The organism is Burkholderia sp. Ed8 (assembly GCF_040761425.1).
Taxonomy (GTDB): Bacteria; Pseudomonadota; Gammaproteobacteria; order Burkholderiales; family Burkholderiaceae; genus Burkholderia; species Burkholderia seminalis.
Map to the genome: position 1 here is coordinate 810,643 of NZ_CP142889.1, position 22,599 is coordinate 833,241.

At 64.8% G+C, this 22,599-nt stretch carries 18 protein-coding genes and 2 pseudogenes; 4 read left to right on the top strand and 16 right to left on the bottom strand.

All coding sequences use genetic code 11. The features are described from left to right. Positions 1–50: 50 nt before the first annotated feature. On the top strand, positions 51–776 hold the full coding sequence (locus tag VXM69_RS37865) for an OmpW family outer membrane protein (protein ID WP_049036737.1): 726 nt from the start codon (positions 51–53) through the stop codon (positions 774–776). Between the two features lie 65 nt (positions 777–841). Here the strand turns inward: VXM69_RS37865 and VXM69_RS37870 are convergent. The 3 genes and pseudogenes from VXM69_RS37870 to VXM69_RS37880 form a co-directional block, all read right to left on the bottom strand. After that, positions 842–1,063: pseudogene (locus VXM69_RS37870) on the bottom strand (ISNCY family transposase); the annotation flags it as partial. Between the two features lie 162 nt (positions 1,064–1,225). Then, the gene (locus VXM69_RS37875; protein WP_367190799.1) at positions 1,226–1,798 is read right to left on the bottom strand and encodes a cupin domain-containing protein; all 573 of its coding nucleotides are present in this window, start codon (positions 1,796–1,798) and stop codon (positions 1,226–1,228) included. 83 nt (positions 1,799–1,881) lie between these two features. Next, the gene (locus tag VXM69_RS37880; protein WP_034191945.1) at positions 1,882–2,292 is read right to left on the bottom strand and encodes a hypothetical protein; all 411 of its coding nucleotides are present in this window, start codon (positions 2,290–2,292) and stop codon (positions 1,882–1,884) included. A 226-nt stretch (positions 2,293–2,518) separates the two neighbouring features. On the opposite strand from VXM69_RS37880, the gene VXM69_RS37885 reads away from it, so the two are divergent. Next, positions 2,519–3,358, top strand: a complete 840-nt coding sequence (locus tag VXM69_RS37885) for a helix-turn-helix domain-containing protein (protein WP_034191946.1) — start codon at positions 2,519–2,521, stop codon at positions 3,356–3,358. 103 nt (positions 3,359–3,461) lie between these two features. Here the strand turns inward: VXM69_RS37885 and VXM69_RS37890 are convergent, their stop codons facing one another. The 4 genes from VXM69_RS37890 to VXM69_RS37905 form a co-directional block, all read right to left on the bottom strand. Next, entirely contained in the window at positions 3,462–4,034 is a 573-nt protein-coding gene (locus VXM69_RS37890) for a Fur family transcriptional regulator (RefSeq protein WP_080288027.1), read from the bottom strand. 124 nt (positions 4,035–4,158) lie between these two features. Beyond that, on the bottom strand, positions 4,159–5,550 hold the full coding sequence (locus VXM69_RS37895; protein WP_367190800.1) for an efflux transporter outer membrane subunit: 1,392 nt from the start codon (positions 5,548–5,550) through the stop codon (positions 4,159–4,161). A gap of 64 nt (positions 5,551–5,614) precedes the next feature. Next, on the bottom strand, positions 5,615–8,707 hold the full coding sequence (locus VXM69_RS37900; RefSeq protein WP_367190511.1) for an efflux RND transporter permease subunit: 3,093 nt from the start codon (positions 8,705–8,707) through the stop codon (positions 5,615–5,617). A gap of 13 nt (positions 8,708–8,720) precedes the next feature. Then, positions 8,721–9,869: an efflux RND transporter periplasmic adaptor subunit gene (locus tag VXM69_RS37905; RefSeq protein WP_034191949.1), complete on the bottom strand. Its 1,149-nt coding sequence runs from the start codon at positions 9,867–9,869 to the stop codon at positions 8,721–8,723. A gap of 479 nt (positions 9,870–10,348) precedes the next feature. Between VXM69_RS37905 and VXM69_RS37910 the strand changes: the two genes are divergently transcribed. Then, entirely contained in the window at positions 10,349–12,484 is a 2,136-nt protein-coding gene (locus VXM69_RS37910) for a TonB-dependent receptor (protein WP_167361886.1), read from the top strand. 202 nt (positions 12,485–12,686) lie between these two features. Then, a pseudogene (locus VXM69_RS37915) lies at positions 12,687–12,932 on the top strand (polyamine ABC transporter substrate-binding protein); the annotation flags it as partial. A 95-nt stretch (positions 12,933–13,027) separates the two neighbouring features. On the opposite strand, the gene VXM69_RS37920 reads toward VXM69_RS37915, so the two are convergent. The 9 genes from VXM69_RS37920 to VXM69_RS37960 all read right to left on the bottom strand — a co-directional run bounded on the left by VXM69_RS37920 (position 13,028) and on the right by VXM69_RS37960 (position 22,541). After that, positions 13,028–13,633, bottom strand: coding sequence for a DNA-binding protein (locus tag VXM69_RS37920; RefSeq protein ID WP_367190512.1), 606 nt, complete (start codon positions 13,631–13,633; stop codon positions 13,028–13,030). Then, on the bottom strand, positions 13,630–14,877 hold the full coding sequence (locus VXM69_RS37925; RefSeq protein ID WP_049036745.1) for an MFS transporter: 1,248 nt from the start codon (positions 14,875–14,877) through the stop codon (positions 13,630–13,632). The genes VXM69_RS37920 and VXM69_RS37925 overlap by 4 nt, the downstream gene beginning before the upstream one ends. 272 nt (positions 14,878–15,149) lie before the next feature. Next, a complete protein-coding gene (locus VXM69_RS37930; protein ID WP_034191954.1) occupies positions 15,150–15,479 on the bottom strand; it encodes an H-NS histone family protein in 330 nt (109 codons plus the stop codon). 313 nt (positions 15,480–15,792) lie between these two features. Beyond that, positions 15,793–17,142, bottom strand: a complete 1,350-nt coding sequence (locus VXM69_RS37935) for a reverse transcriptase family protein (protein WP_049036746.1) — start codon at positions 17,140–17,142, stop codon at positions 15,793–15,795. A gap of 288 nt (positions 17,143–17,430) precedes the next feature. Further along, positions 17,431–18,003, bottom strand: a complete 573-nt coding sequence (locus VXM69_RS37940; RefSeq protein WP_034191956.1) for a hypothetical protein — start codon at positions 18,001–18,003, stop codon at positions 17,431–17,433. A gap of 265 nt (positions 18,004–18,268) precedes the next feature. Further along, positions 18,269–19,234: an SDR family oxidoreductase gene (locus tag VXM69_RS37945; RefSeq protein WP_069245782.1), complete on the bottom strand. Its 966-nt coding sequence runs from the start codon at positions 19,232–19,234 to the stop codon at positions 18,269–18,271. Between the two features lie 209 nt (positions 19,235–19,443). Continuing rightward, entirely contained in the window at positions 19,444–19,857 is a 414-nt protein-coding gene (locus VXM69_RS37950) for a DoxX family protein (protein ID WP_034191958.1), read from the bottom strand. A gap of 375 nt (positions 19,858–20,232) precedes the next feature. Further along, entirely contained in the window at positions 20,233–21,177 is a 945-nt protein-coding gene (locus VXM69_RS37955) for a dihydrodipicolinate synthase family protein (RefSeq protein WP_049036751.1), read from the bottom strand. Between the two features lie 44 nt (positions 21,178–21,221). Next, positions 21,222–22,541 carry an MFS transporter gene (locus tag VXM69_RS37960; protein ID WP_034192040.1) on the bottom strand — a complete coding sequence of 440 codons (1,320 nt, stop codon included), beginning with the start codon at positions 22,539–22,541 and terminating at the stop codon, positions 21,222–21,224. Between the last annotated feature and the right edge of the window lie 58 nt (positions 22,542–22,599).

Sequence of the window (22,599 nt, forward strand, 5' to 3'; positions counted from 1 at the left end):
AGACAGGTTTCACGATTCCTGAACACAAACACCAAAATCTGGAGACAATCATGAAACGAATGAGCGCAGGAACCGTCGTACTGCTCGCGGCCATCTCTGGCGCGCATGCGCAATCAGCCGGCCAGTGGGTAGTCAATGCCGGCTGGTCGCACTTTGCCCCGCAGGGGTCGGCTGATCCGCTGACCGTCAATGCGCTCGGCCGGTCACAAGTGATGACCGGCAGCGGCGGGGAGATCGCAAGCGGCGATACGTTCGGGCTGACCGCAACGTACTTCTTGACCGACCATATCGCGGCGACGATGGTCATGGGCGTTCCGCCGACATGGCGCCTGAACGGTGCGGGCACGCTCAGCGGTATCGGGGAACTGGGCACTGCACGCGCGTGGAGTCCCGCGATCCTCTTCAACTACTATTTCGGCCAGCCGAATGCGCGGTTCAGGCCGTATCTGGGCGCCGGCGTCACCTATACGTGGTTCAGCAACATCAAGCTGAGCAATCCAGTCTCCACCGGGCAGATCTATTTTTCGCCGACCGCTGGGACAGCGCTCGAGGGGCCGACGTCCGTGTCGCTCAGCAAGTCCTTTGCGCCCGTCGTCAGCGGCGGCCTGACCTACAACATCGACTCTCGCTGGTCGATCAACGCGTCGGTGGCGTATTCGTGGGTATCGACACGCGCCACGCTGACGACCCGGTCGTCCGTCGGCACGGTCACGAGCACCAGCAAATTCCGGGTCAATCCGATCGTGACGTTCCTTTCGGTCGGATACCGCTTCTGATCGCGGGCGACGTCGACGGCCGAACGCGTGCTCCGGTCGGTACCGGTCTTACCCGACTTCACATTGCGGAACACAGCGGCCTTGTCGCTGTGGAACGCCCCAGGTTTGCCGTGCCATTCGATGTACGCTCGTGTCGCTTCGAAGTAGCCGAAGGTCGATTCGGTTTGCGTAAAGTGCAACATCGTCAGCCGGCTCGTCGCGTCGTCGACGTACACCAGCGGCGTGCAGGCCGGCGCCCGTTCCTCGCACCATCGATGATCGCAGCCGTCGATCTGGATCAACGCCCCCCAGGCACCCGCCGATAGCCGCTCGGGATTGGACACTTTCTCCCCTCGCACTGGACTCGGCGACTGCATATTGAGCCGCCCCATCATCATCTTGCCAGGCAAGGTCGAGCTCTTTAGGACGTCGCCTCATGCGCAAGCAAGTCCTGCCGCGCCGCGCGCCAGTCAGAGCAGCTGCGGCGTGCCGGCCCAGACCAGCACGGCTTCGTCGTCGCGCGTGTTGGTCCAGAAATGCGGAATTGTCGATTCATAGTGCGCGCTGTCGCCTGCGCCGAGCACGAACGATTTGCCTTCGAGCGTGATCGTCACTTCACCACTGAGCACATGCACGAATTCCTCGCATGCGTGCGTGGTCACTTTGCTTGGTCGCTCGCCGGGCGGCATGCGCACGAGAATCGCTTCGAGTTGGCGGCCGCCCGACTGATTCGACAGGCGCGCGAGCAGATCGGCTGAACCGGCGAAGGCGAAGTACTGCAAATCCTTATGGCGGCGCACACGGCCTTCCTCGGTCGGCGTATCGACGAAATAGCTGACGGACACGCCCAGCGCTTTCGCGATGCTCGCGAGCGAAGTGATCGACGGGCTGGCGTGATCTCGCTCGACCTGAGAAAGAAAGGATTTCGAAAGATGTGAGACGATCGCGATGTCATCCAGCGTGCGGCCCTGGCGCTGGCGCAGCGATCGGATCTTGCTTCCGACGGAGACGACGTTCCGGGTTTCGACGGGTTTCGATGCCATGACCTGCCTCATTTCTTCGGTGACCGTACCGCCGCTTAACGCGTTGCCGTCCACCGATACCGACCGCCCTCAGTTAGTCGGGCCTAGTGCGACCATGCATCCGTTTGCTCGCCCAGCAACAACCTCCGCGCCAGGGCCAGCGCCTCGTCTTTCGTCGCAACCGTGAGCATGGGATAGCCCCAAAATTTTTCGTAGACCAGAGCGAACGCCTTGGCCGCCAGTCGCTTGGCGGTATTCGGTTCGATGTAGATCCCTGCCTTGACGAAGGTTCGCAATTCGCTCTTGTGGCGTTTCATCCAAAGCGAGGTTTGCTTCCTTTCTTCCGGCGAATGTTCGTGTTCGCCTTGATCAAACCCCTCGTCGTTGAGTAAAACGAAAACTTCCTTCCGTGCGAGCAATCCCTCGAACTCGGCAAAAGGCGAGGCTGCGGGGTCGGTGCCTGGCGCGTTCAGCCGCATCCAGACCAAGGGGAACTTCGAGGCGTCAATCAACATGCCAATACTCCTTCGGCGCTTCACGGGAAATAGCTGGCGGCCCTACCTCGTCAAGAAAATGGGATACCCCTCCGGACCGGAAGCGCAATAGCCCTGGCGAGCAGAACGACCAGCATGGTCAATCACACGATACCGACGGAATGGCTGGACGTCATTGCACAAGTTGGCCATAATGTTTTTCAATTAGGCCAGCGCCTCATCTTGGATCCGAAGCCCGATACGCATCATGTCAAGCATTGCCATCACCGATCCGACCGTGGCCAAGGACGTGGACAACCTGCCCCGTCCCGTTGTCGCCCTGAGTGCCATGTCGGTAGCCAAGGGCTGGGAACATGCGAGGCATCGGCACCGCAGGGCGCAACTGCTTTACTCCGTCCGTGGCATCCTCAACTGCGAAATCGAAAACGGTGTCTGGATCGTGCCGCCGCAATGCGCGGTATGGATACCGGGAGACTTGCCCCACTCGGCACGGGGATCCGGTGAAACCGAATGTCATTGCCTGTTCGTGGAGCCTGATGCCGCACCGGATCTTCCGAAAACCTGCTGCACGATCTCCGTCTCGCCATTGTTGCGCGAGTTGCTTCTGAAGGTGGCCGGCTTCCCCGCGTCATACCCGTCGGGCGGCCGGGAAGACCGACTGATTGCCGCGTTGCTAGATGAGTTGGCGGCGGCGCCGGTAGAAGACCTGCATTTGCCGATGCCGCGTGATCCGCGATTGCGCCGACTCGCGGAAATGCTGTTGGCCGATCCTACCGACAAAACCTCAAAGGGCGATTGGGCTACCCGCATTGGCATGAGCGAACGAAGCATGAGCCGGCTTCTGCTGCACGAAATCGGCATGAGCTTCGGACGCTGGCGCCGGCAATTGCATGTGATCCTTGCGCTTCAACGCCTGACCATCGGCGAAAGCGTGCAAACGGTGGCGCTGGAACTGGGCTACGAAAATGCCAGCGGATTCATCACCATGTTCCGCAAGGCGGTAGGCAAGCCGCCAGCACGATACCTTTCCGATCGAACGACAACCGCGCAGTCTGCTGCCGTACGCGGCATCATGCTTCCCGATTAAGTCTCACCTTGACGGGAGCGTGCCGTCGTCCACCGAGCATGGACGCTTGGCAGCAAAAAGCGGCGAGCCGCCGTCAGATCGGGCGACCTCGGTTTAAAGTCGCCTACTCTCTTCTCCTGCGGAACGACCGACATTCCGCACACGTCACGGTGATGGTAAAAGCTGGCTCCTTGTCGAGATCGAAGCCTTCCTTGGTCGCCAGCGATCGAAGATGCTCGTGCAAAGCCCGGTCCTCGATAAAAACCAACCGCGCGCCACAGTGGCAGCGCACGGTGTCGTTCTGAAGGTTCTTCCTGTCCGGCTTGAGCGCGTAGAGTGCGCGGCCTTGTGCGCCCTCCGTACGGACCAGCAAGCCGGAGGTCCATAAATCATTCAGCGCACGGTAGATCGAGGCCGGTTTGAGGCTGTCGAGTTGCGTGCAGAGGATGCGATACATTTGACTGGCATCGAGACAGCGCGGCGCCGCCTGTTCCAGTACGGACAGGACACGGGTACGAGCGATCGTCGGTCGCAGTCGGCTGGCCGCCAATCGTTGTTCCTGAGACGACATCGGCGGTGTGGTCGCCGGACAGGCTGCTGTGGTGTGCTTCATCGTGTGTTTGCCAGACGGCGGGCTCTTGCTGCCGAATGATGTAATCAGGTCAATGATCCGAGGCGGGTCGTCGTGCGGGTCCATATCCGTCTTCCTTCGCTATGCCGGACCTCCGGTCGTTCGCGACAACGCGGAGCCGCGTGGCTAATGGTTGGCATCAGACATCGGCGCGACGGTGAGATCGCCCACGCGCCGATGCCCTCGAGCATTACTGCGTACTGGCCTGTTCCCAGCCACCGCCGAGCGCCTTGAATACGCTGACTCGCGCAGAACCGACTCGCTGGTCAGCAGCGGCCACCTGGGCTTTCGCGTCGATCAGACCGGTCTGTGCCACGATCACGTCGAGGTAGCTGATGGAGCCGGCGCGGTAACGCTGGTCGGCCAGCCGGAAGGCATTCTCGGCACGGTCACGCGCCTCTGCCAGCGCATCGCGCTGCTGCATCGCCGCGCCATAGGCGCTCAACGATTGCTCCGACTCTTTCAGTGCATTCAGCACGGCACCGTCGAAGCTGGCCAGCGACGCCGCGCTTTGTGCCTTCGCCTGCGCAATGCGACTGCGAGCCACCATCATGTTGGGGAACGTCCACGAGATGAGCGGCCCGAAAGAGAAGGACAAGGTGCGATTGCCTTTCAGGTAGTCGTTGCGCAGGTAGTTACCCGAGGTGCCCAGCGTGACACGTGGATAGAGATCCGCCACGGCCACGCCGATGCGGGCGGTATCCGCCGCCAGTTGGCGCTCGGCCTGCCGCACGTCGGGACGACGGCGCAGCAGCGCCGTGCCATCGCCGACCGGCAACGCACCGGAAATCTCGGGAGCCTTGGTGCAGGCACGCGCCGGTTCCGGCACTTGCGAGGGCGTGCGCCCCGTCAACGCGGCCAGCTCGAACAGTGCGGCTTCGCGCTGGCCTTGCAAGGGCGGCAAGGCGGCCTGGGCCTGGGCCAGCGTGACACCCGCCCGTTCGACATCCAGATACGACGCCGAGCCCGCGCGCGCCTGGCTGTCGATGAGATCCAGGCTGCGCTGTGCCAGTTCGACGGACGAGCGCGCCACGCCGATGGACTCACCGTAGCTGCAGGCGTCCACATAGGCCCGCGTCGTCTCCGCAACAACAACTACCCTGGCGGCATCGTAGGCGGCGGCGATTGCATCGGTGTCGTCGCGAGCAGCCTCGATGTCGCGCCTGACCCGACCGAACAGATCGAGTTCATAGGAGACGTCGAGGCCGGCGCTGTAGCTCCATTGCGCGGGGGCCTGGCCGGTGCCGGACCACGTGGTCTGATCGCGCCCGTATCCCACGCCTCCTGACATACGGGTCGAAGGGAATTGCCCGCTGCGCGCTTCCGTGTAGATGGCCCGCGCGCGATCGAGGTTGGCCATCGCCACGCGCAGGTTGGGATTGGCCGACAAGGCCTCCTGCACCAGCTTGTCGAGCGCGGGGTCGTCATACAGCTTCCACCAGTTCGCGGGCAGTGCTTCGGCAACATCCGTATTGGACGGGTGACTGACGAACGGGCCTGCTGCGGTTTCCGGTAAGGCCGGCGCGTGGTAATCGGGGCCGCTGGCGCAACCTGCGGTGATAAAGGCAACGGCCATCGCCATGAAGGCTGCGCGTGGAGAGAGAAGCGTCGCCGGACGCGACACAACAGGCATCGCGGGAACCGGTTTAAAGAGCGACATCGGGAGCCTCCGCAGTAGCGAGTTCACGGGCGCGAGAACTTTCCGCTGTTCCCCGGTGATCCTTGGCGATGAAACTGTAGATGGTGGGGAGTACGAACAGCGTGAAGAAGGTGCCGACCATCATGCCCATCACCACCACGATGCCGATGGAGAACCGGCTGGCCGAGCCTGCGCCGTCTGCAAACAACAGCGGCACAAGGCCGGCGACCATTGCCGCGGTGGTCATCAACACGGGACGCATCCGCACCGCCGCCGCCTTCTCGATCGCCTCGATGCGGCTCAGGTTTTCGTGGTGCTGGATATGGTTGGCGAAAGTGACCATCAGGATGCCGTGCTTCGAGATCAGGCCGATCAAGGTGACCAATCCGATCTGCGTGTAGATATTGAGCGTGGCAAAACCCAGCCACAGCGGCACCAGCGCGCCGCAGACCGCCAGCGGCACCGTCACCAGGATCACCAGCGGATCGCGCAGGCTCTCGAATTGCGCGGCCAGCACCAGGAAGATCACCACCAATGCGAAGCAGAAGGAGACCAGCAGGCGGTTGCCTTCCTGCACGAACTGGCGGCTGTCGCTGAGCCAGTCCACACTGGTGCCGGGCGGCAGCGGCTGCGATTGCAGGAACTTCACAGCCTCGCCCATGCTCACGCCCGGCGCCGGCAGCATTTCGAGCGTGGTCGAATTCATCTGGCCGAACTGGGTGAGCTGGTTCGCTTGCGGGCGCATCTCGACATGCGTCACGGTCGACAATGGCACCAGTGCGCCGGAGGTCGTTTTGACATAGAAGCGCCCGAGGTCTTCCGGTGTCATACGCTCGGCGCCGCGCACTTGCGGGATCACGTCGTAGGAGCGGTCGTGGAAGTTGAAGCGATTGACGTAGTTTTCGCCGACCAGCACGGCAAGGGTATCGGCGACAGACTGCATGGTCACCCCCATTTCGCTGGCCTTCGCATTGTCGATCGTGATGTGTGCCTGCGGGCTGTCGTAGGACAGGTCGTTCTGCACGTAGAGGAACAGACCGCTGGCATAGGCCGCTGCCTTGATCTTCTCGCCGGTCTCGTACAGCGTCTTGAAGTCGTCAGGCGAGCGCAGCACCATCTGCACCGGCAGGCCGCCGCTGGAACCCGGTAGCGGGGGCAACTGCACGGCGGTCAACGTCTCGCCGTCGATGGCGCCGCCGGCGGCTTGAATCTGCCCCTGGATCTCGGTGGCCGACCGCTTGCGCTTCGACCAGTCCTTGAGGATCGCGCCACCGAGCATCATGTTCTGGCCACCGGCGGAGTCGCCGATGTTCATGAAACTGCTGTCGAACTCGGGAATCTGCTCGAACAGCTTTTCGATCTGCTGAGCATAGCGGGCGGTGTAGCCGACGCCGGCATATTGCGGGGCCTTGGTGACGACGATGACGGCGCCCTGGTCCTCGGTCGGCGCCAGTTCGCGGCGGGTGCCGGTGAACAGCACCGCGATGGCGGCCAGCACGGCCACACCAACCAGCAGCACCGCACCGCGAGCGGCGAGCGTGCGGGCCAGCAGGCGCCCGTAGAGCGCCGTCAGCCCTTCCATGTAGTGTTCGACCCGCTTCGCCAGCCGCCCCTCTCCCTGCCTGGAACTGAGCAGCATCGAGCTCATCACCGGCGAGAGCGTCAGCGCGACCACGCCGGAGACGATGACCGAGCCGGCCAATGTGAAGGCGAACTCCTTGAACAGCGCGCCGGTCAGTCCACCCATCATGCCGATTGGCGCATAGACCGCCGCCAACGTGATAGTCATGGCGATCACCGGCCCGACGATTTCGCGTGCGCCGAGCAGGGCCGCGCGCACCGGCGTCAGCCCCTCCTCAATGTGTCGATGGATGTTCTCCACCACGACGATGGCATCGTCCACCACCAGACCGATCGCCAGCACCATCGCCAGCAGGGTCAACAGGTTGATCGAAAAACCGCAGACCAGCATCAACGCAGCGGTGCCGACCAGCGACAACGGAATGGTGACGACCGGAATGATCACCGCGCGGAACGTGCCGAGGAACAGGAAGATCACCGCGATCACGATCACGATGGCTTCCACCAGCGTGTGTTTCACTTCCTCGATCGAAGCATTGACGAAGCGCGCTACGTTGTAGTTCGGCGCTACCGTCAGTCCCGGGGGCGCCATTGCACGAATCCTGGTCAGCAGTTCGTTGGCCTGCTTGACGATCTCCAGCGGGTTCCCGGCCGGCGTGGGCTGGATGGCGACGAAGATCGCGGGTATGCCGGTAGCGAACGAGAGGCTATTGTAGTTTTGGCCGCCTATTTCCACGGTGGCGACATCCGACAACCGCACGACGCCACCGCCGGGGCTCGACTTCACGACCATCTGGCGGAAGTCCTCGACGCTGCGCAAATCGGTGGCGGCGCTGATGTTGGTGACGGTCAGCGCGCTCTTGAGCTGGCCCGGCGCGGCCTGCACGTTGTTGGCGCGCAGCGCGGCCGATATCTCGCCGGCCGACAGCCCGCGCGCGGCCAACCTCACCGGGTCGATCCAGATGCGCATGGCCAACGTCTGGCCGCCATAGACGTCCGCCGAGGCCACCCCCGGAATGCTGGTGAGCAGAGGCTGCGCAACCCGCGATGCGAAATCCGTCACTTGCGGGATCGACAGCGTCTTGCTGTAGAAGGCGATGTACTGCACCGCTGTACCGCCCTCGGTGGACTTGCTGATGACCGGATCGGTAATGCCCGCCGGCAACTGGTACTTGACCTGCTGCACCTTGGCAAGGATTTCGGTCAGCGCGCGATCGGCGTTGGCGTTGAGCACCAATCGCGCCTTGATCTCGCTCTTGCCTTGCGTGGTGGTCGAACTCAGGTATTCAATACCGCTGGCCGTGGCGATGGACTGCGCGATCGGCGTGGTCACGAAACCCTGCATCACGTCCTGGGTTGCCCCGGGCAGCGTGGTACTGACCGTGATGGTGGCGTTTTCGAGATAGGGGTATTGCCGCACCGGCAACAGGAAAATCGACGTGGCACCCATCAGCAGAATGAGCAGGCTGACGACCAGTGCCAGGATGGGTCGACGGATGAAGATGTCTGTAAAGCGCATGGCGTGGTTTCCTTTACCGCGCGCTGGCGCTGGAGGACACAACGGCCGGGGCGTCAGGTGTCGCCGTTGCCGAAGGGGGCGTGCCGTTGATTTTTACGGTCGCACCGGGCGGAAGACGGTTCTGGCCAGCCATCACCACGATGTCGCCAGGCTTGACGCCTTGGGATACGAGAACCTCCTCCCCGAGCCGGCGGCCGGTGACGACCGGCACGGCAACCGCCTTGCCGACTCCCTGCGCGTCGGCCCCTTTCACGACCACCACGCTGTCACCAGAGGCCGAAGTCTGGATCGCCGTCAGCGGCAATACGATATTGTCGGTCGTGGCAGGCAATACCAGCCGCGCCGTCACGTACATCCCGGGTTTCAGCACCCGGTCGGCATTGGGCAACAGCGCCTGAACGGCCACATTGCGGGTTTCTCCATCGATACGCGGTTCGATGGCGCTGATCCTGGCGGTGAACACCCTCCCCGGCACAGCATCCACCGTGACCTGAACCGGTGCGCCCGACGTCAGCCTGGGCATGTCCTGCTGCGGCAACGTGAAGTTGACATAGAGCGGGTCGAGCTGGGTCAGCGTGGCGATCGCGTCACCGGCATTGAGATACTGACCCAGGTTGATCCGTCGGATACCTAACTGACCGGAGAACGGCGCGCGAATCGCCTTTTGCTGAATGCGTGCGTCCAGTTGCCGGACTGCCGCGGCAGTCTGGGCAGCGTCCGCCTTATGTTGTTCGAGCAATTCGCGCGGTTCCGCGCCGGTAGGTGCCAACGCTTGCGAACGCCTGAGTTGCAACTGGGCGAAATCGGCTTTGGCCACGGCGGCGGCACGATCCGCTTGTTCGGGGGCATCGTAGAGCTGAATCAGCACCGCCCCTTCCTTCACGGACTGGCCTGCGTTGAAATTGACGGCGGTCACCCGCCCCGAGGTATCGGGAGCCAGCAGCACTTCATGCACGGCTTGCAGGCTGCCAACGGCCTGCCACTCGTCGGCCACACTGCGTGGCGCTGCGCGGATCGTCGAGACAGGCATCGGCGGCATGGCCTGTTGTTCCGCGCCGCCGCTTCGAACAGCGCGCCAGGCATACAGCAGGCCGAAGACCACGGCCAGCCCAACAACGCTTATGACAATGGGTTTGGTACGGGAGAGAGCGGCGGTGCTCATGCGCGCCCCGCTTGAGCAAAGGGGCTCGAGATGGCGCTTGAACGGCCGCGCATGGCCGATCTACCGATGATATGTGAGTGCACGGGTATTCCTCGGGAAGGACGAAGTACTCGGCCGGCCAGAGAACAGGCATGGCAGGCCACGATGAGGCGCAGCCTACCCGTGCAGCCACACTTCTACATTGCGAAATCTAGTCAATTTATTTCGCAATACGGCCATCTCGATGGAAAGACATCCACTTGGCCTGATTGAACAAGGAATTGGCCAAATCTCGCTACGGAGGTGTGTCGGCGAATCGGTAAATTGACGGTCCCGATAATGCAAATGAGTCTCGTTTAATGTCTAGCACGCCTCATATTGAAGGGCAATGCGCGGTACGTCGCTCTCCCTTTCATCAATCCCTTGGCAGAAGTTCAGGCTCGATCGACGCGATGCGCGAAAGGCTCCCGGCGTGTGGCTTGCGTACCGTCCGACATACATTGCTCAACGCAACGATTGCCGCAGCCGTCGCCGTCGCTGCTCCGGACGTGTTCGCTACCGAGGGAAAGCAAGCGCAATCAACCACTGAGTCGCCGGATAGCGGCACGTCGGCATCGAGCGCAGAGAGCACCGTCCTTGAGCCCGTCACGGTCACCGCCCGGAAAACGACCGAACGCCTTCAGGATGTGCCTGAAAGCATCACGGTTCTGCAAGCGAAGACCTTGAAGGAATCGCCCTTCGATCCAGGTGTGGCTATCGCCGGCCATTCGCCCAATGTGCAATGGGTCAGCCGCGCCACAGGCTCCCAGTGGTTCTCGATTCGCGGTGTCAGTTCACTTGGGACGCCTGCCAACTACGCCGATGGCACGATCGCATTCAATGTCGATGGTGTGCCGAACAGCATGATGAGCGCGTCGAACATGTTGCTCGACGTCGACCATATCGAAGTGCTGCGCGGTCCCCAAGGCACGCTATGGGGAACCAATGCGCTGGGTGGCGCCATCAACGTTGTCACGAAGCAGCCTGACGGAACTCGGGATGTTCACGTGACAACCGAGGTCGGCGAACACGGCTATCGCATGGGCGAGGCAGTTCTTGGCGGCAATATCGTGCCCGGGCAACTTGACGGACGGATGGCGATCCGTTACGGCCATGAGAATGGCGATATACGCAGCCTTTACACCGACAAGCTGGGCAAGCGCGACATCGGTGCATTCCGTGGAGGACTACGCTTCACGGGGCTGGACGACACGCTCATCACAGTGACGGGCAACTATCTGCATGATCAGGCCAACTCCCCGCTCTATATCCTGCGTAGCGCCAGTCAGTTTCCGACCAGTGGCATCCTGACCGAGCCGGACTTGAAGACAACGCAAGCGGGCGCCACCGTGACCGTCGAGCATTTTTTCAAGAATTTCCAGCTCACTTCCATCAGTTCCTACCAGCACAACAAGCTGGAAAGCGAACTCGATCTCGTGGACAAACTTGTCTATGACGCGATCGGGTTTCCCGCATCCAGTAACGTGGGCCACTCGACGGATCAGGAGAACATCTTCAGCCAGGAGATTCGGCTGAATTCAATCGAGGGTGCCCCGGTTCGCTGGGTCGTCGGTGCCAGTGCCATGCGAACCAACGGCATACGCTGGTGCAGCAGTACGCAGTGCGCGCCGCCTCCGTATTCCGGCTCAGTCGCGATGAAAAGCAATCTCGACACGACCAATCTAGGACTGTTCGGGGACGTTTCGATCCCCTTTGCGAACCGCTGGGAGTTCTCGATCGGCGGTCGGGTAAGCCATGACAATATCGAGATGAAGCAGGACAACTCCCTGGGCCTCGCTTCGCTGACCGGCTCCAACTCCACGTCGCAAACCTATCCGACAGGTCGGGTAGCCCTGTCCTTCAAGTGGACGAACGACATTCAAAGCTACGTGTCGGTGGCTCGTGGTCACGCGTCAAGGGTGTACCCGCTCTTTAGCTATCCGGTCGACGGCATCGTGGGCAACCCCTATCCGGCCGCTTTGGGGTGGACTTACGAAGCGGGCGTCAAGGCCGATCTTCTTGACCATCGTCTTCAGATCGATGCCAGCGTCTATCACAACGACATCAAGAACGGTGTCATGTCCTATCTCGATCCTTCGCTTGGCGCCTTTCGGACGACATACCAGGACTACAAGACCAGTGGTTTCGAGTTGCAGGCGCGCGCGCTCGTCGCTGAAGGCTTGAGCTTCTCCGGGGGCGTCGGCTACATCCATAGCGAACTCGGCGCCAACGGCGCCGCGGTCAATACGGTCACCGGCAATCCCGTTCCGAACACACCGAATTGGACGGCGACGGCCGGGCTGCAATACGAAACCTCAGCCAAGGCAATTCATTTGCCGGGCACGCTCTCCGCCGACCTTCAATACCAATATACAGGCAAGCGCACCGCAGATATCGACAAATCTTATTACCTTGACGCCTATAGCCTGGTGAATGCCCGGATTGGATGGAAGAACAAGGATCTCGAAGTCTATCTGTTCGGCCGCAATCTTTTCGACAAACGCTATGAAACCTTCGGCAACCTGTTCAACGGCATGCAACTGGTTTCGGTCGGTCGCGGCCGCACCTTGGGGGCAGGCCTGACAAAAAACTTTTGATTGCCGCCAGGATGGGCATCTCGTCATCTAGCCGCCGCAGCTCATCATCTGAGTACGTTACTGACCTGATCTTGAAACGCTCACCTCGGATTGGAAAGATTCGGAATGGTTCATGGCATATCTCGCCGATTTGTTGATCCCTTCTCGCGACCGGACCCGTTCAATCAGATCTCTCGTTGTTGATGCCCAAGCAGAACTGATCCACCTCGACGCGGCGCTGAAATGGATCAACTTACGGCAGGATCCGAAGGTCAACGCGGGCATCCCCAACGCGGCGTTCTACGCGACCGCGAACAAGGCTGCCCGCCAGTACGTGAAGCCGGCCGTCGCGCGCGATCCGTTGGTGTATCCGGCCGACGAGGTGCCGGGCAGGATGACGCGGCTCAAGCCGATGCCGCACGAGATTCGCCGGCTGCGGAACCGGCTGTGGGCGCGGTTGAAAACGGGACGTGGACGGCACCGAACCGTGCCTGCGGCCGCGTGCGCCGCAGGCACGCCCGCATCGAAAGCGCAACCCGCCGCCGTCGAAGCCGCTCGCGTGAGCTATCTCGTCGCCCGCGCGTGCTCCACCGCAAACGCCGCCTCCACGAACCGGATCACGTCGTCGAGCGATGACGTGCATACGGCATCGACCGCGAGCGCCTGAAACGCGCCGTCCGGCCCGAAGCAGACGAGCGGCTTGCGCCAGTGTTGCGCCAGCGAGATTTCCTGCGCCGTGCCGGGCCCACCCGGCAACGCGACGATCAGGTCGCTGCTCAACACGTTCACGTGGTTGCGGTTGATCGTATGCGGATCGGCATCGGGTTCGCGGCGCGGCAGCGGCGTGAGGATCGGGATGTCGACGAATGGATGCGGATAGCCGTCGAGCGGCACGAAGCCCGCGACCGGATCGGCCTGCGTCGGCAGGATGCCGATCGACCGGCCGGCCCGCCCCGGCACGCCGGCGAACGCACGCGCGACGGCCAGCATCACGCCCTGCCCGCCGCCCGTCAGCAGATTGAAGCCGGCCTGTGCGAGCCATGCGCCGAGCGGCTCCGAAAACGCCAGCCACGGCTCCTTGCCCGAGCCCATCACGCCGATCGTCCTGTTCTTCTGTTGCATCGTGGTTTCCGGTGAAATCGTCGCGGTGCGCGCGAGCGCCACGCTCATTCGAGTTCGACGCCCTTGAGCTCAGGAATCAGGAACAACGTCGCGACCATGTCGAGCACGTAGAGCCCGGCGAGCAGCGCGATGGCCGTCTGGAACGAGTAGTGCGCGGCGAGCGCGCCGACCGCGACCGGGCCGAAGCCGCCGACCGCGCGGCCGATATTCCACAGCACGTTCTGCGCGGTGGCGCGCGCGGCCGTCGGATAACCTTCCGACATCAGCGTCCCGTAGCCGCCGACCATCCCGTTGACGAACAGGCCCATCAGCGCGCCGGCCCACAGCATCGCCGTCGGGTCCGTCAGCCGCGCATACGCGATGACCGTGACGACCGAACCGAGCTGGTACAGCAGGAACGTCGGCTTGCGCCCGATGCGGTCGGCCAGCTGCCCGAACACCCACACGCCGATCATCATCCCGACGACTGTCGCCGCCGTCCACAGCCCCGACTTCGTCAGCGAGAAGCCCATCTGCTTCGACAGGAAGGTCGGCAGCCAGATCATGATCCCGTAGTAGCCGAAGTTCTGGACCGAACAGAGGATCACGATGCCGAGACTCGTGCGCGCGGTGCGGCCGTCGGCGACGAGCATGCGGAACGCATTGGACGTCGGCTGCGTCGCGCGCTGCACGAACGCTGCCGGCTCGTGCAGCTTGTTGCGCATCGCCCACGCGAGCAGCGCGGGCAGCACGCCGACCAGGAACATGCCGCGCCAGCCGATGTGGAGCAGCAGGAGCGGCGTCAGCAGCGCGGCCAGCAGCACGCCGGCCTGCCAGCCGAGCGCGACGTAGCACGACACGCGGGCGCGCTTGCTCGCCGGCCACGCTTCCGCCGCGAGCGCCATGCCGATCCCGAACTCGCCGCCCAGCCCGATGCCCGCGATGGTGCGGTAGGCCAGCAGATCCCAGAAGCCGCGCGCGAACGCGCACAGGCCGGTGAAGATCGCGAACAGCAGGATCGTCCAGGTCAGCACGCGCACGCGCCCGTAGCGGTCGCTCAGCGCGCCGAACAGGATGCCGCCCGCGACCGCGCCGATCAGCGTCCACGTGACGAGCGCGCCGCCCTGCCCGGGCGTCAGTTGCAGCGCCGCCGTGATCGCCGGCAGCATGAAGCCGAGGATCAGCAGGTCGAAGCCGTCCATCGCATAGCCGATCGCCGACCCGGCCAGCGCTTTCCACGCGTACGACCCGACCTGCTCCACGCGCGGGGCCGACGGGCCGTCGAGCGTCGAAGATTTCATGTTTGCTGCCATGGTGTCCTGCCACGAATGTCCGGCGACATTCTAAGGCCTGTGTGCGCCGACGACGGGCGCGGGCGCGCATCGGCGCCGCTGCCGCAACGGCAAGCGGGACATGGCAGGCAAGGCGGGAAAACGGAGGAAACGTCGATCCGGTGTCGGCGGCGAGGCCGGCGATGTCGCGGCCAGGCCGGACACCGGATGAAAAAGGTTGACAGACGGGGGTTACCGGCGGGCCTGCCGGCCCGAGCCGGACGGCGCCGCGCCACCGGGCGGCGCGACCGGCTTCAGCCCTGGTCGTCGCCGGGCCACCAGGCCTTGGCCTCGCGGTCGACGGCGAGCGATTCGAGATCCTTGCCTTCGAGCCATTTCGGCCGCGGGCCGCGCCCCGACCACGAGCGGCCGGTCGTCGGATCGTAGTACTTGGCAGGCGCCTTGCGTTTTCGCTGGACGATGTAGCCGAGCGCGCTCAACACTTCCTGCTGCGAAATGCCCAACAGCTCGACTTGCTCCTTGAATGCCGCGAGCGCGGCCTGCTTCTCCTTCTGCTTCGCATCCGACAGCTTGATGTTCAGGTCCCGAAGTTGTGCTTCGAGTTCCTGCAGGGCCTGGGTCATGTATTCATCCTCTTTGGGCATGTTTTTGCAAAAAACTCCGATGGTCGAACCTATCACGAAGTTCCGCCGATCGGTGCTGTCAAATATGTGAATCGTCCGCCCGAGCCGGCATGCTTTGCGCGATGCGCACTAAACGACGTCGCGCGTCATTGACAGGCAGGACCGGGCCGGCGTCGCGCACGAACAGGCACGGCGAACGGCTGCGGCAAGTCAGGCGCCGCCCCTGGCACGGGTGCGGCATGGCGCGAATGATAGCAGTGCGCGACATCGTATTGCAGAAGTCGCGTAACGGAATCGATGCGCAGCGAGCGGCTTACCGCCCGGCGTCGTGCGCATCCCAGGCGATCCGGTCGAACAGCGCGCGCAGCTTCGCGCCGCGTGCCGCATTCAGCGCGGCGGCATGCGCGACGCGCCCGGCGAGATGCGCGCGGAAATCCGGATGCGCGTCCCGATTCTGCGAGGCCGGGCCGTGCCGGATGCAGTTGGTCAGGATGGCCTTCAGCCGATCGAACTCGTCGCGCGCCAGATTCGGATGACGATTGACGACCACGCCGGCCAGTTGCTGTCGCGCCCCGCGCCGCATCACGCGCGTCTTGCGCAGTTGCAGCGCGAAGCCCTCCTCGAGCGCGATCGCGGCAACCCTGATTTGCAGCCGCTCGATGTCGCGCGCAAGCGCGCCGCCGCCCGAGAACGCGAGATCGTCCGCATAGCGCGTGTAGGTCGCGTCGAGCGAACGCGCGAGCGCGGCGAGCCGCATGTCGAACCGGAACGCGCTCAGGTTCGCGAGCGCCGGCGACGTCGGCGCGCCCTGCGGGAGATGCCGTTCGCGATAGCGCTGGCGGCCGATCCAGTCGAACCGGTCGCGCAGGTCCGGCGCGAGCAGCCGCGCGGAGGGCACGCGATTCGTGCACAACCCGGTGAGCGTGCGCGCGACTTCGACCGGATACCCGAGCGTGGCGAACAGCGCATGGACGCGTGCGGCGCGTACCGAGACGAAGAAATCCGCGAGATCGAAGCGGACGACGACATCGCGGCCGGCATGCGGCGCCGCGAACGACACGATCCCGTGCCCCTTGCGAAAACCGTGCACCGCGCCGTGCGGCGCAATGCGATCGAGCAACCCGTGCAGGATGCGGCGCTGTGCCTCGCGCAGCCTTCCCTTCGGGATCTCGACCAACCGGCACCCGCCGCTGCGCTTGTCGACCGCGACGTACGTGTAGTGATGCAGCGGCGTGGCGCCGCTGCGCGCGTCGACGCGCCAGTGATCGGACAGCCAGTCGAGCGCCGGCACGCTCACGCCGAGCCAGTCGGCGAGATCGCCGGGCGTCGCCCATGGCGGCACTTCGCAGCCGGCGAGCGGCGCCGGCAACGGCCGCTGGACCGGCGGCCGCCGCACGACGCGGATCACGGCCGGCCGAGGGTCGCCATACCACGCGCGCACGAATCCGGGCGCCTCGGCCACGACGGCCGCAAGTGCATCGATGGCGGTGTCGGCCCAATGCGCGCCGAAGCGCGCGAGCGATGCATCCGCGACTTCATCTGCCCAGACCGGCGCGCCGCCGAGCACGGCCGCCATCCGCGCGACGACGCCGTCGCGTTCGGGCGAACCGGCGAGCATCGCCTCGGCAATCGTGCGGGTCGTGTCGCGCAGGGATGAATGCATGGCCGGGAATGGGCGGGACGATGAGTCAACGTGGCTGGTGCTGCGAGGGGAGGCGTTGCGCCGCGCGCAACCGGGCCCCTTGCGACGCATCGGTGTGTCGATCCGATCCACGGGGTAGCCCCGTGGTCCTGGAACGTCGACTGCCTGTTCCGGGTGTGTGCTTGACCCACCGGCCCGCGTCGCGACTGTAATGGGCGCACGCGCCGGGTGTCAAATCAGGGGGACGACGCGCGATAGGCGGCGGGCCGAGCACGTCGCCGGCCCGCGTGCCTCACCCCGTTGCCGCGCTTACACGCCCCGCGCGAACAGCGCGCTGTATGCGATCGGCGCCACGCCGATACCGGCCATGCCGTTCAGCATCGTCGCCCAGGTCGCGTCGGCCACGCTCACCGGAAACGACCGCACGTGATTGGCGAGCAGCCAGAAGGTCCGCGTCATGCCGTCGCTCATCGCGACTTCGTACCCGCTTCCCGCAGGCCAGTAGCCGACCGGCGGCAGCGCCACCGGCGCCTCTCGGCCGCCCCTGAACCCGGCGGCGGCCATTGCGAACTTGCCGTCGAGCGGCATGGCCCGGCGCGGTACGCAGTCCTGCGAATCCTGTTTCGGGAATGCGGGGCTCGTTTCGAGCCAGCGGCGATAGAACGCGTCGGCGTCGAGATGGACGACGAAACGCTCCACCCCGGCCGGCTCGGCCGCCAGATAGCAGTCGGCCTGACCGGGCACGGGAACGCGCCAGATCGCGCGTTTCGCGCTCAGGTCGACCAGTTCGCACGCCGTCGGCCGGTGCGCAAGGGTTGAAGCGGGTCCGGATCCGCGCAAGTCGCGCGCGCGGTCGAGTCCGTTACGAAGACGTGTCAGCATGGGCCCTCTCTTTCTCTCTCGATTTGTTCGAATGAGTCAGGGAATGTGGCGCGATCCGCGCCATCGCTGCCGGTTTGCCCGGTGCCCCGACGCTCCCGACTGGGTCGGGAACCCGCGCAGTGTATCGCCTTTCGATGACGGCACGACAGCGCATGCCGCCCTCTGCCGGTGGGTGCGGATCACGCGCCCCGTCGAACGAAAACCCGCTTCGTCCCGGGCTTTCCGCGCCGGTGGCACGGCCCGCCGCAGCACATCGTCGACGGCCTTACGGAATCGGCGGCGCGCCGCGCAGGACCGTGCGCAAGGCCACGTCGAACGGCGTCGCGTGGTCGATGCCGAGCGCGCGCAGGCTCGACGCGTCCAGATGGCAATCGTATGGGCGCGGCGTCGCGTCGGTCGGCTGCTCGATCGGCGTGAGCGACGCGGCGACGCCGAGCGCGGCGGCGATCCGTTGCGCGATCTCGTATTTCGTCATCGGCTCGTCGCCGGACCAGTGACGGATGCCCGTGACGGTCCGGCCCGACAGGTGACGCAGCGTGAGGTCGCGGATCACGTCCGCCACGTCCGGCGTGTAGGTCGGGTAGCGGATCGCCCACGCGTCCATGCCGACCGCGTGTGCGCCCGTGCGCGCCGATGCCGCGGTCGCCGGGACGAGGCTCGTGACCGCCGATTCGCTCCAGTCGGCGATCGGACCATAGAGCAATGGCAGGCGCAGCACGCAGGACAGCGACGACGCGGCGAGCAGCGCCGCCTCGCCTTCGAGCTTGGTGCGGCCGTAGATGTTCAGCGGGTTTGGCGCCGCGTCTTCACGATACGGGGCGGCCTTGCCGTCGAACACGTAGTCCGTGGAAATGCCGAGCGTCCACGCGCCGTATCGGGCAGCCAGCGCGCCGACGCGGGCCGGCGCGTCGACGTTGATCGCGCGGGCGGCGGCCGGGTCGCGTTCGCAGATATCGGGCCGGCGTTCGGCCGCGCAGAGGATGACGGCGGCCGGCCGGTGGGTCGCGAACGCCTGCTCGAGGGCCGGCTGGTCGAGGACGTCGAGCAGCGCGAGGTTTTCCGGCGGCAGCGCGAGCAGTCTTGCGCCAGCGGTGTGCGGGTTACGGCGGGTCGCGATCAGGTTCAGCGACGGTTCGCGGGCGAGGGAGGCGGCGACGGCTCGGCCGAGCAGGCCGGAGGCGCCGATGAGGAGGATGGTGGGGAGTTCGGTCGGTGACGTCGTGCTTGGCATCGGGAACGGATGGCTTCGAGGTTTGGAAGCATGAGGTTACAACGAGTACCCGGATGCCATTCTCGAAAATTCGGATGCCTGCGCTGCCGGCCCGCGGTTCCGTGCAATGCCTGCGGCCGCGAACGGGGGCCGCAAAAGTCCGCAACAAACAAGGCCCGGCGCACCTCGGTGCACCGGGCCCATGAGACCGGGCAAAACTTCGCCCTGCGTTACTTCCGGTCCACCGAGTACCGCCCCGGCCCGGTCAGCGCGAGCAACAGCAACCCGCCGATGATGCTCACGTTCTTGTAGAAGTTGATCATCGCCATGTACTGCTCCATCCCCTGCAGCGCCCAGTAGCGATGGCCGATCAGCGCGGTCGCGAGCGTATAGGCGGCGAACACCAGCGCGAGCGGACGCGTGTAGAAGCCGATCGCGATCAGCACGCCGCCGGCCAGTTCGACCGCCACCGCGATCGCGGCCGCCAGTTCGGGCGCCGGGTTCCCCGTCGACGCCATGTACGCGACCGTGCCCGAGAAGCCGGTCAGCTTCTGCCAGCCGAACAGCACGAACAGGATCATCATCAACACGCGAGCCGCCAGCAGCAGCTCGTCCTTCCTCGATTCCAGCGAAACGTAACGCATAACAATCACCCTTGAATTGACGGTTTGATGCGGCCGCCGCCGATGCACGCCGAAGCGGCGCGCGTGACCGGCAACGGACCACGCCTCGCCCGACCGGATCGCCGGCCGATACCGTGGCCGGTTGCCGAAGAATCCGTCCGGTCGCGCCGTTCGCGGCGCGCTGCGAACCGGTTCTGGCGAAGCACGGGTGCAGTCTACTGTCTCGCCGCAAATCATCAATCCGTCGAAATATGATTCGCTGTCTCGATTTAGTGGACAATTGAGTCAAACAAGGGCTTGCTAAGCATCAAGGTGCGTGCAAAACGGCACGGCAAGCGGTGACGCCGGGCCGCACATGCGGCCCGAATGCATCGCCCGACCCGCCACCCCGGGCGCCTACGCCGCGATCCGCCGGCGGAAATGCTCGGTTCCCGCGACGATCTTGTCGAGCACCGCGTCGAGCGCCCAGAATCGCTCGCGCACGTCGTAGTCGATCGCACGGCACTTGATCGACCCGAACGTGCCGATCCGCTGATGGTAGAGCTTCGCGAGTGCCGGGTAGCCGAGCGCCTCCGACACCGCCGACACGACCAGGAACGTCGACAGTTCGTCGGCCAGCGCCGGATTCGTGTCGCCTTGCGTGCGCAACCACCGGTAGAGGTCCGGGTGGAAATTGGTGAACACGCCATTGAAGCCGGCGGACCCGGCCTTCATCGCGTCCCACGCAATCGCGGCGTTGGCGTTCAGGATCTTCAGCGGCGATCCCGCGGCGATCCCGACACGCCGCTTCACCGTCTCGAGATCGCAGCTCACGTCCTTGAGCATCACGAACCGGCCCGTGTCGATGCACGCGCGCAGTTCGTCATCCGAGAGGAGCCGCCGGTAAGGGGCCGGACATTCATACAGGCCGAGCGGAAGATCCGACGGCAGTCGCGCGAGCAGCCGGTGCAGATGATCGAGCAACGCGGCGCTGCCCTTGCGCTGCGGATCGAGGCGGTTGGTCACGAGCACGACGCCCTGCGCGCCCGATTCGGCCGCCGCGCACAATTCGGCGACCTGCGCATCGAGATCGTCGCTGATGTGCCCGGACGCGACGACGGGCACCCGGCCGGCCACCCGATCGACCACGAAACGCGCGAGTTCCGCGCGTTCGGCCAGGCTCAGGAACTGCATCTCGCTCGATTGCGCGACCGCGAACAACGCATCCGAGCCGTGTGCCAGATACCATTCGATGAGCCGTTCGAGCCCGGCGTAGTCGATCGCGCCGGCGTCGTCGAACGGCGTCAGCATCACCGGCACGATCCCCTCGATGGTCACGTTCGATTGCTGCGGGTGTTGCATCTGTTTCTCCTTGCTTCAGTGAATGCGGGGGGCAGACCGCGGGCTCACGCCGGCAACGGTCCGGGCGCGGCGTTCGCGGCCTGCTCGGGAATCGGCTTGCGCACCAGCAGCAGGTACGCCATCGCACCGGCGAACGCAATCGCCGCGGCCGTCAGCAGCGCCGGCACGAACGACCACTTCTGCGCAATGATGCCCGTCAGGATCGGCGCAAGCGCGCCGCCGATGAAACCGCCGAAATTCTGGATCGCGCCGAGCGACGCGATGCGGCTCGGCGGCGCGGCCGCCGTCGCGAGCGCCCACGAGCTGGCCGACGCCGCGTTCGCGAGAAAGATCACGACCGATATGCATGCGAGCGCAACCGTGTTGCTCTGCACGAGCGCGGCCGGGATCGTGAACGCGACCATCCCGAGCATCGCGACCACCACCGCGTTGCGTCGGCTCACGACCGGCGAACGGCTGCGGCGCGTGACCAGGTCCGACAGCCAGCCGGCGACCAGCGAACCGACGAACCCGCACAGAAACGGCACCGACGCGGCGAAGCCGGTGCGGATCAGGCTCATGTGCCGCTCCATCGTCAGGTAGCCCGGCAGCCAGGTCAGGTAGACCCAGTTCAGGTACACGGATCCGAAGAAGCCGATCAGCATCCCCCAGGTCGTGCCGTGCGAGAACAGGCTGCGCCAATCGGCGAAGGTCAGTTTCGGCGCCGCGGCCACGTTTTGCGCGTCGGCATCGAGATAGCTGCGCTCGGCGGCGGACAGTTGCGCACGCACCGGATCGCGATACAGCGCGAACCAGACGACCGCGACGACGAGACCGAGCGCACCGGTCACGATGAACGCCCAGCGCCAGTTGAACGATGCCACGAGAATCGACAGCAGCAACGGCGCCAGCGCGGTGCCGAGCGGCGACGCGGCGTTGAAAATGCCGGTCGGCGTGCCGCGCGCACGCAGCGGAAACCAGTTGCTCACCACGCGCGCGGCCGACGGAAACTGCGGCGCCTCGCCGATACCGAGCACGATGCGCGCGACGATGAACCAGCCGAAGGTCGACACGATGCCGCCCGCCGCCTGCGCGAACGACCAGACGATCAGCCCGATGCCGAGCAGCCGGCGCGGGCCGATCCGGTCGACGAGGCCGCCCACCGGAAACTGGCACAGCGCATAGCTCCACGAGAACGCGGACAGCAACAGCCCCATCTGCGCGAGCGACAGGCCGAGATCGCCGCGGATCGCCGAACTCGCGACGGCCAGCGTGCCGCGATCGAGGTAGTTGACGATCCCGCTCGCCATCAACAGCGCGAGCGCGATGCGTTGTCCGCGCCGGATGCGTGGCGGTGCGGGCGGAACAGGTTGGTTTTCGTTCATGTCGGTTGTCTCCATGTCACTGGTGTCGGCCGGTGATGGCCGTTCCGTCGTATGCGGA

Bases quoted from the DNA above. Each gene is read 5' to 3' on its own strand.
- VXM69_RS37865 (WP_049036737.1), top strand. From the start codon at position 51: ATGAAACGAATGAGCGCAGGAACCGTCGTACTGCTCGCGGCCATCTCT.
- VXM69_RS37900 (WP_367190511.1), bottom strand. From the start codon at position 8,707: ATGCGCTTTACAGACATCTTCATCCGTCGACCCATCCTGGCACTGGTC.
- VXM69_RS37905 (WP_034191949.1), bottom strand. From the start codon at position 9,869: ATGAGCACCGCCGCTCTCTCCCGTACCAAACCCATTGTCATAAGCGTT.
- VXM69_RS37885 (WP_034191946.1), top strand. From the start codon at position 2,519: ATGTCAAGCATTGCCATCACCGATCCGACCGTGGCCAAGGACGTGGAC.
- VXM69_RS37945 (WP_069245782.1), bottom strand. From the start codon at position 19,234: ATGCCAAGCACGACGTCACCGACCGAACTCCCCACCATCCTCCTCATC.
- VXM69_RS37960 (WP_034192040.1), bottom strand. From the start codon at position 22,541: ATGAACGAAAACCAACCTGTTCCGCCCGCACCGCCACGCATCCGGCGC.
- VXM69_RS37955 (WP_049036751.1), bottom strand. From the start codon at position 21,177: ATGCAACACCCGCAGCAATCGAACGTGACCATCGAGGGGATCGTGCCG.
- VXM69_RS37925 (WP_049036745.1), bottom strand. From the start codon at position 14,877: ATGGCAGCAAACATGAAATCTTCGACGCTCGACGGCCCGTCGGCCCCG.
- VXM69_RS37875 (WP_367190799.1), bottom strand. From the start codon at position 1,798: ATGGCATCGAAACCCGTCGAAACCCGGAACGTCGTCTCCGTCGGAAGC.
- VXM69_RS37950 (WP_034191958.1), bottom strand. From the start codon at position 19,857: ATGCGTTACGTTTCGCTGGAATCGAGGAAGGACGAGCTGCTGCTGGCG.
- VXM69_RS37930 (WP_034191954.1), bottom strand. From the start codon at position 15,479: ATGACCCAGGCCCTGCAGGAACTCGAAGCACAACTTCGGGACCTGAAC.
- VXM69_RS37890 (WP_080288027.1), bottom strand. From the start codon at position 4,034: ATGGACCCGCACGACGACCCGCCTCGGATCATTGACCTGATTACATCA.
- VXM69_RS37895 (WP_367190800.1), bottom strand. From the start codon at position 5,550: ATGGCGATGGCCGTTGCCTTTATCACCGCAGGTTGCGCCAGCGGCCCC.
- VXM69_RS37880 (WP_034191945.1), bottom strand. From the start codon at position 2,292: ATGTTGATTGACGCCTCGAAGTTCCCCTTGGTCTGGATGCGGCTGAAC.
- VXM69_RS37935 (WP_049036746.1), bottom strand. From the start codon at position 17,142: ATGCATTCATCCCTGCGCGACACGACCCGCACGATTGCCGAGGCGATG.
- VXM69_RS37940 (WP_034191956.1), bottom strand. From the start codon at position 18,003: ATGCTGACACGTCTTCGTAACGGACTCGACCGCGCGCGCGACTTGCGC.
- VXM69_RS37920 (WP_367190512.1), bottom strand. From the start codon at position 13,633: ATGAGCGTGGCGCTCGCGCGCACCGCGACGATTTCACCGGAAACCACG.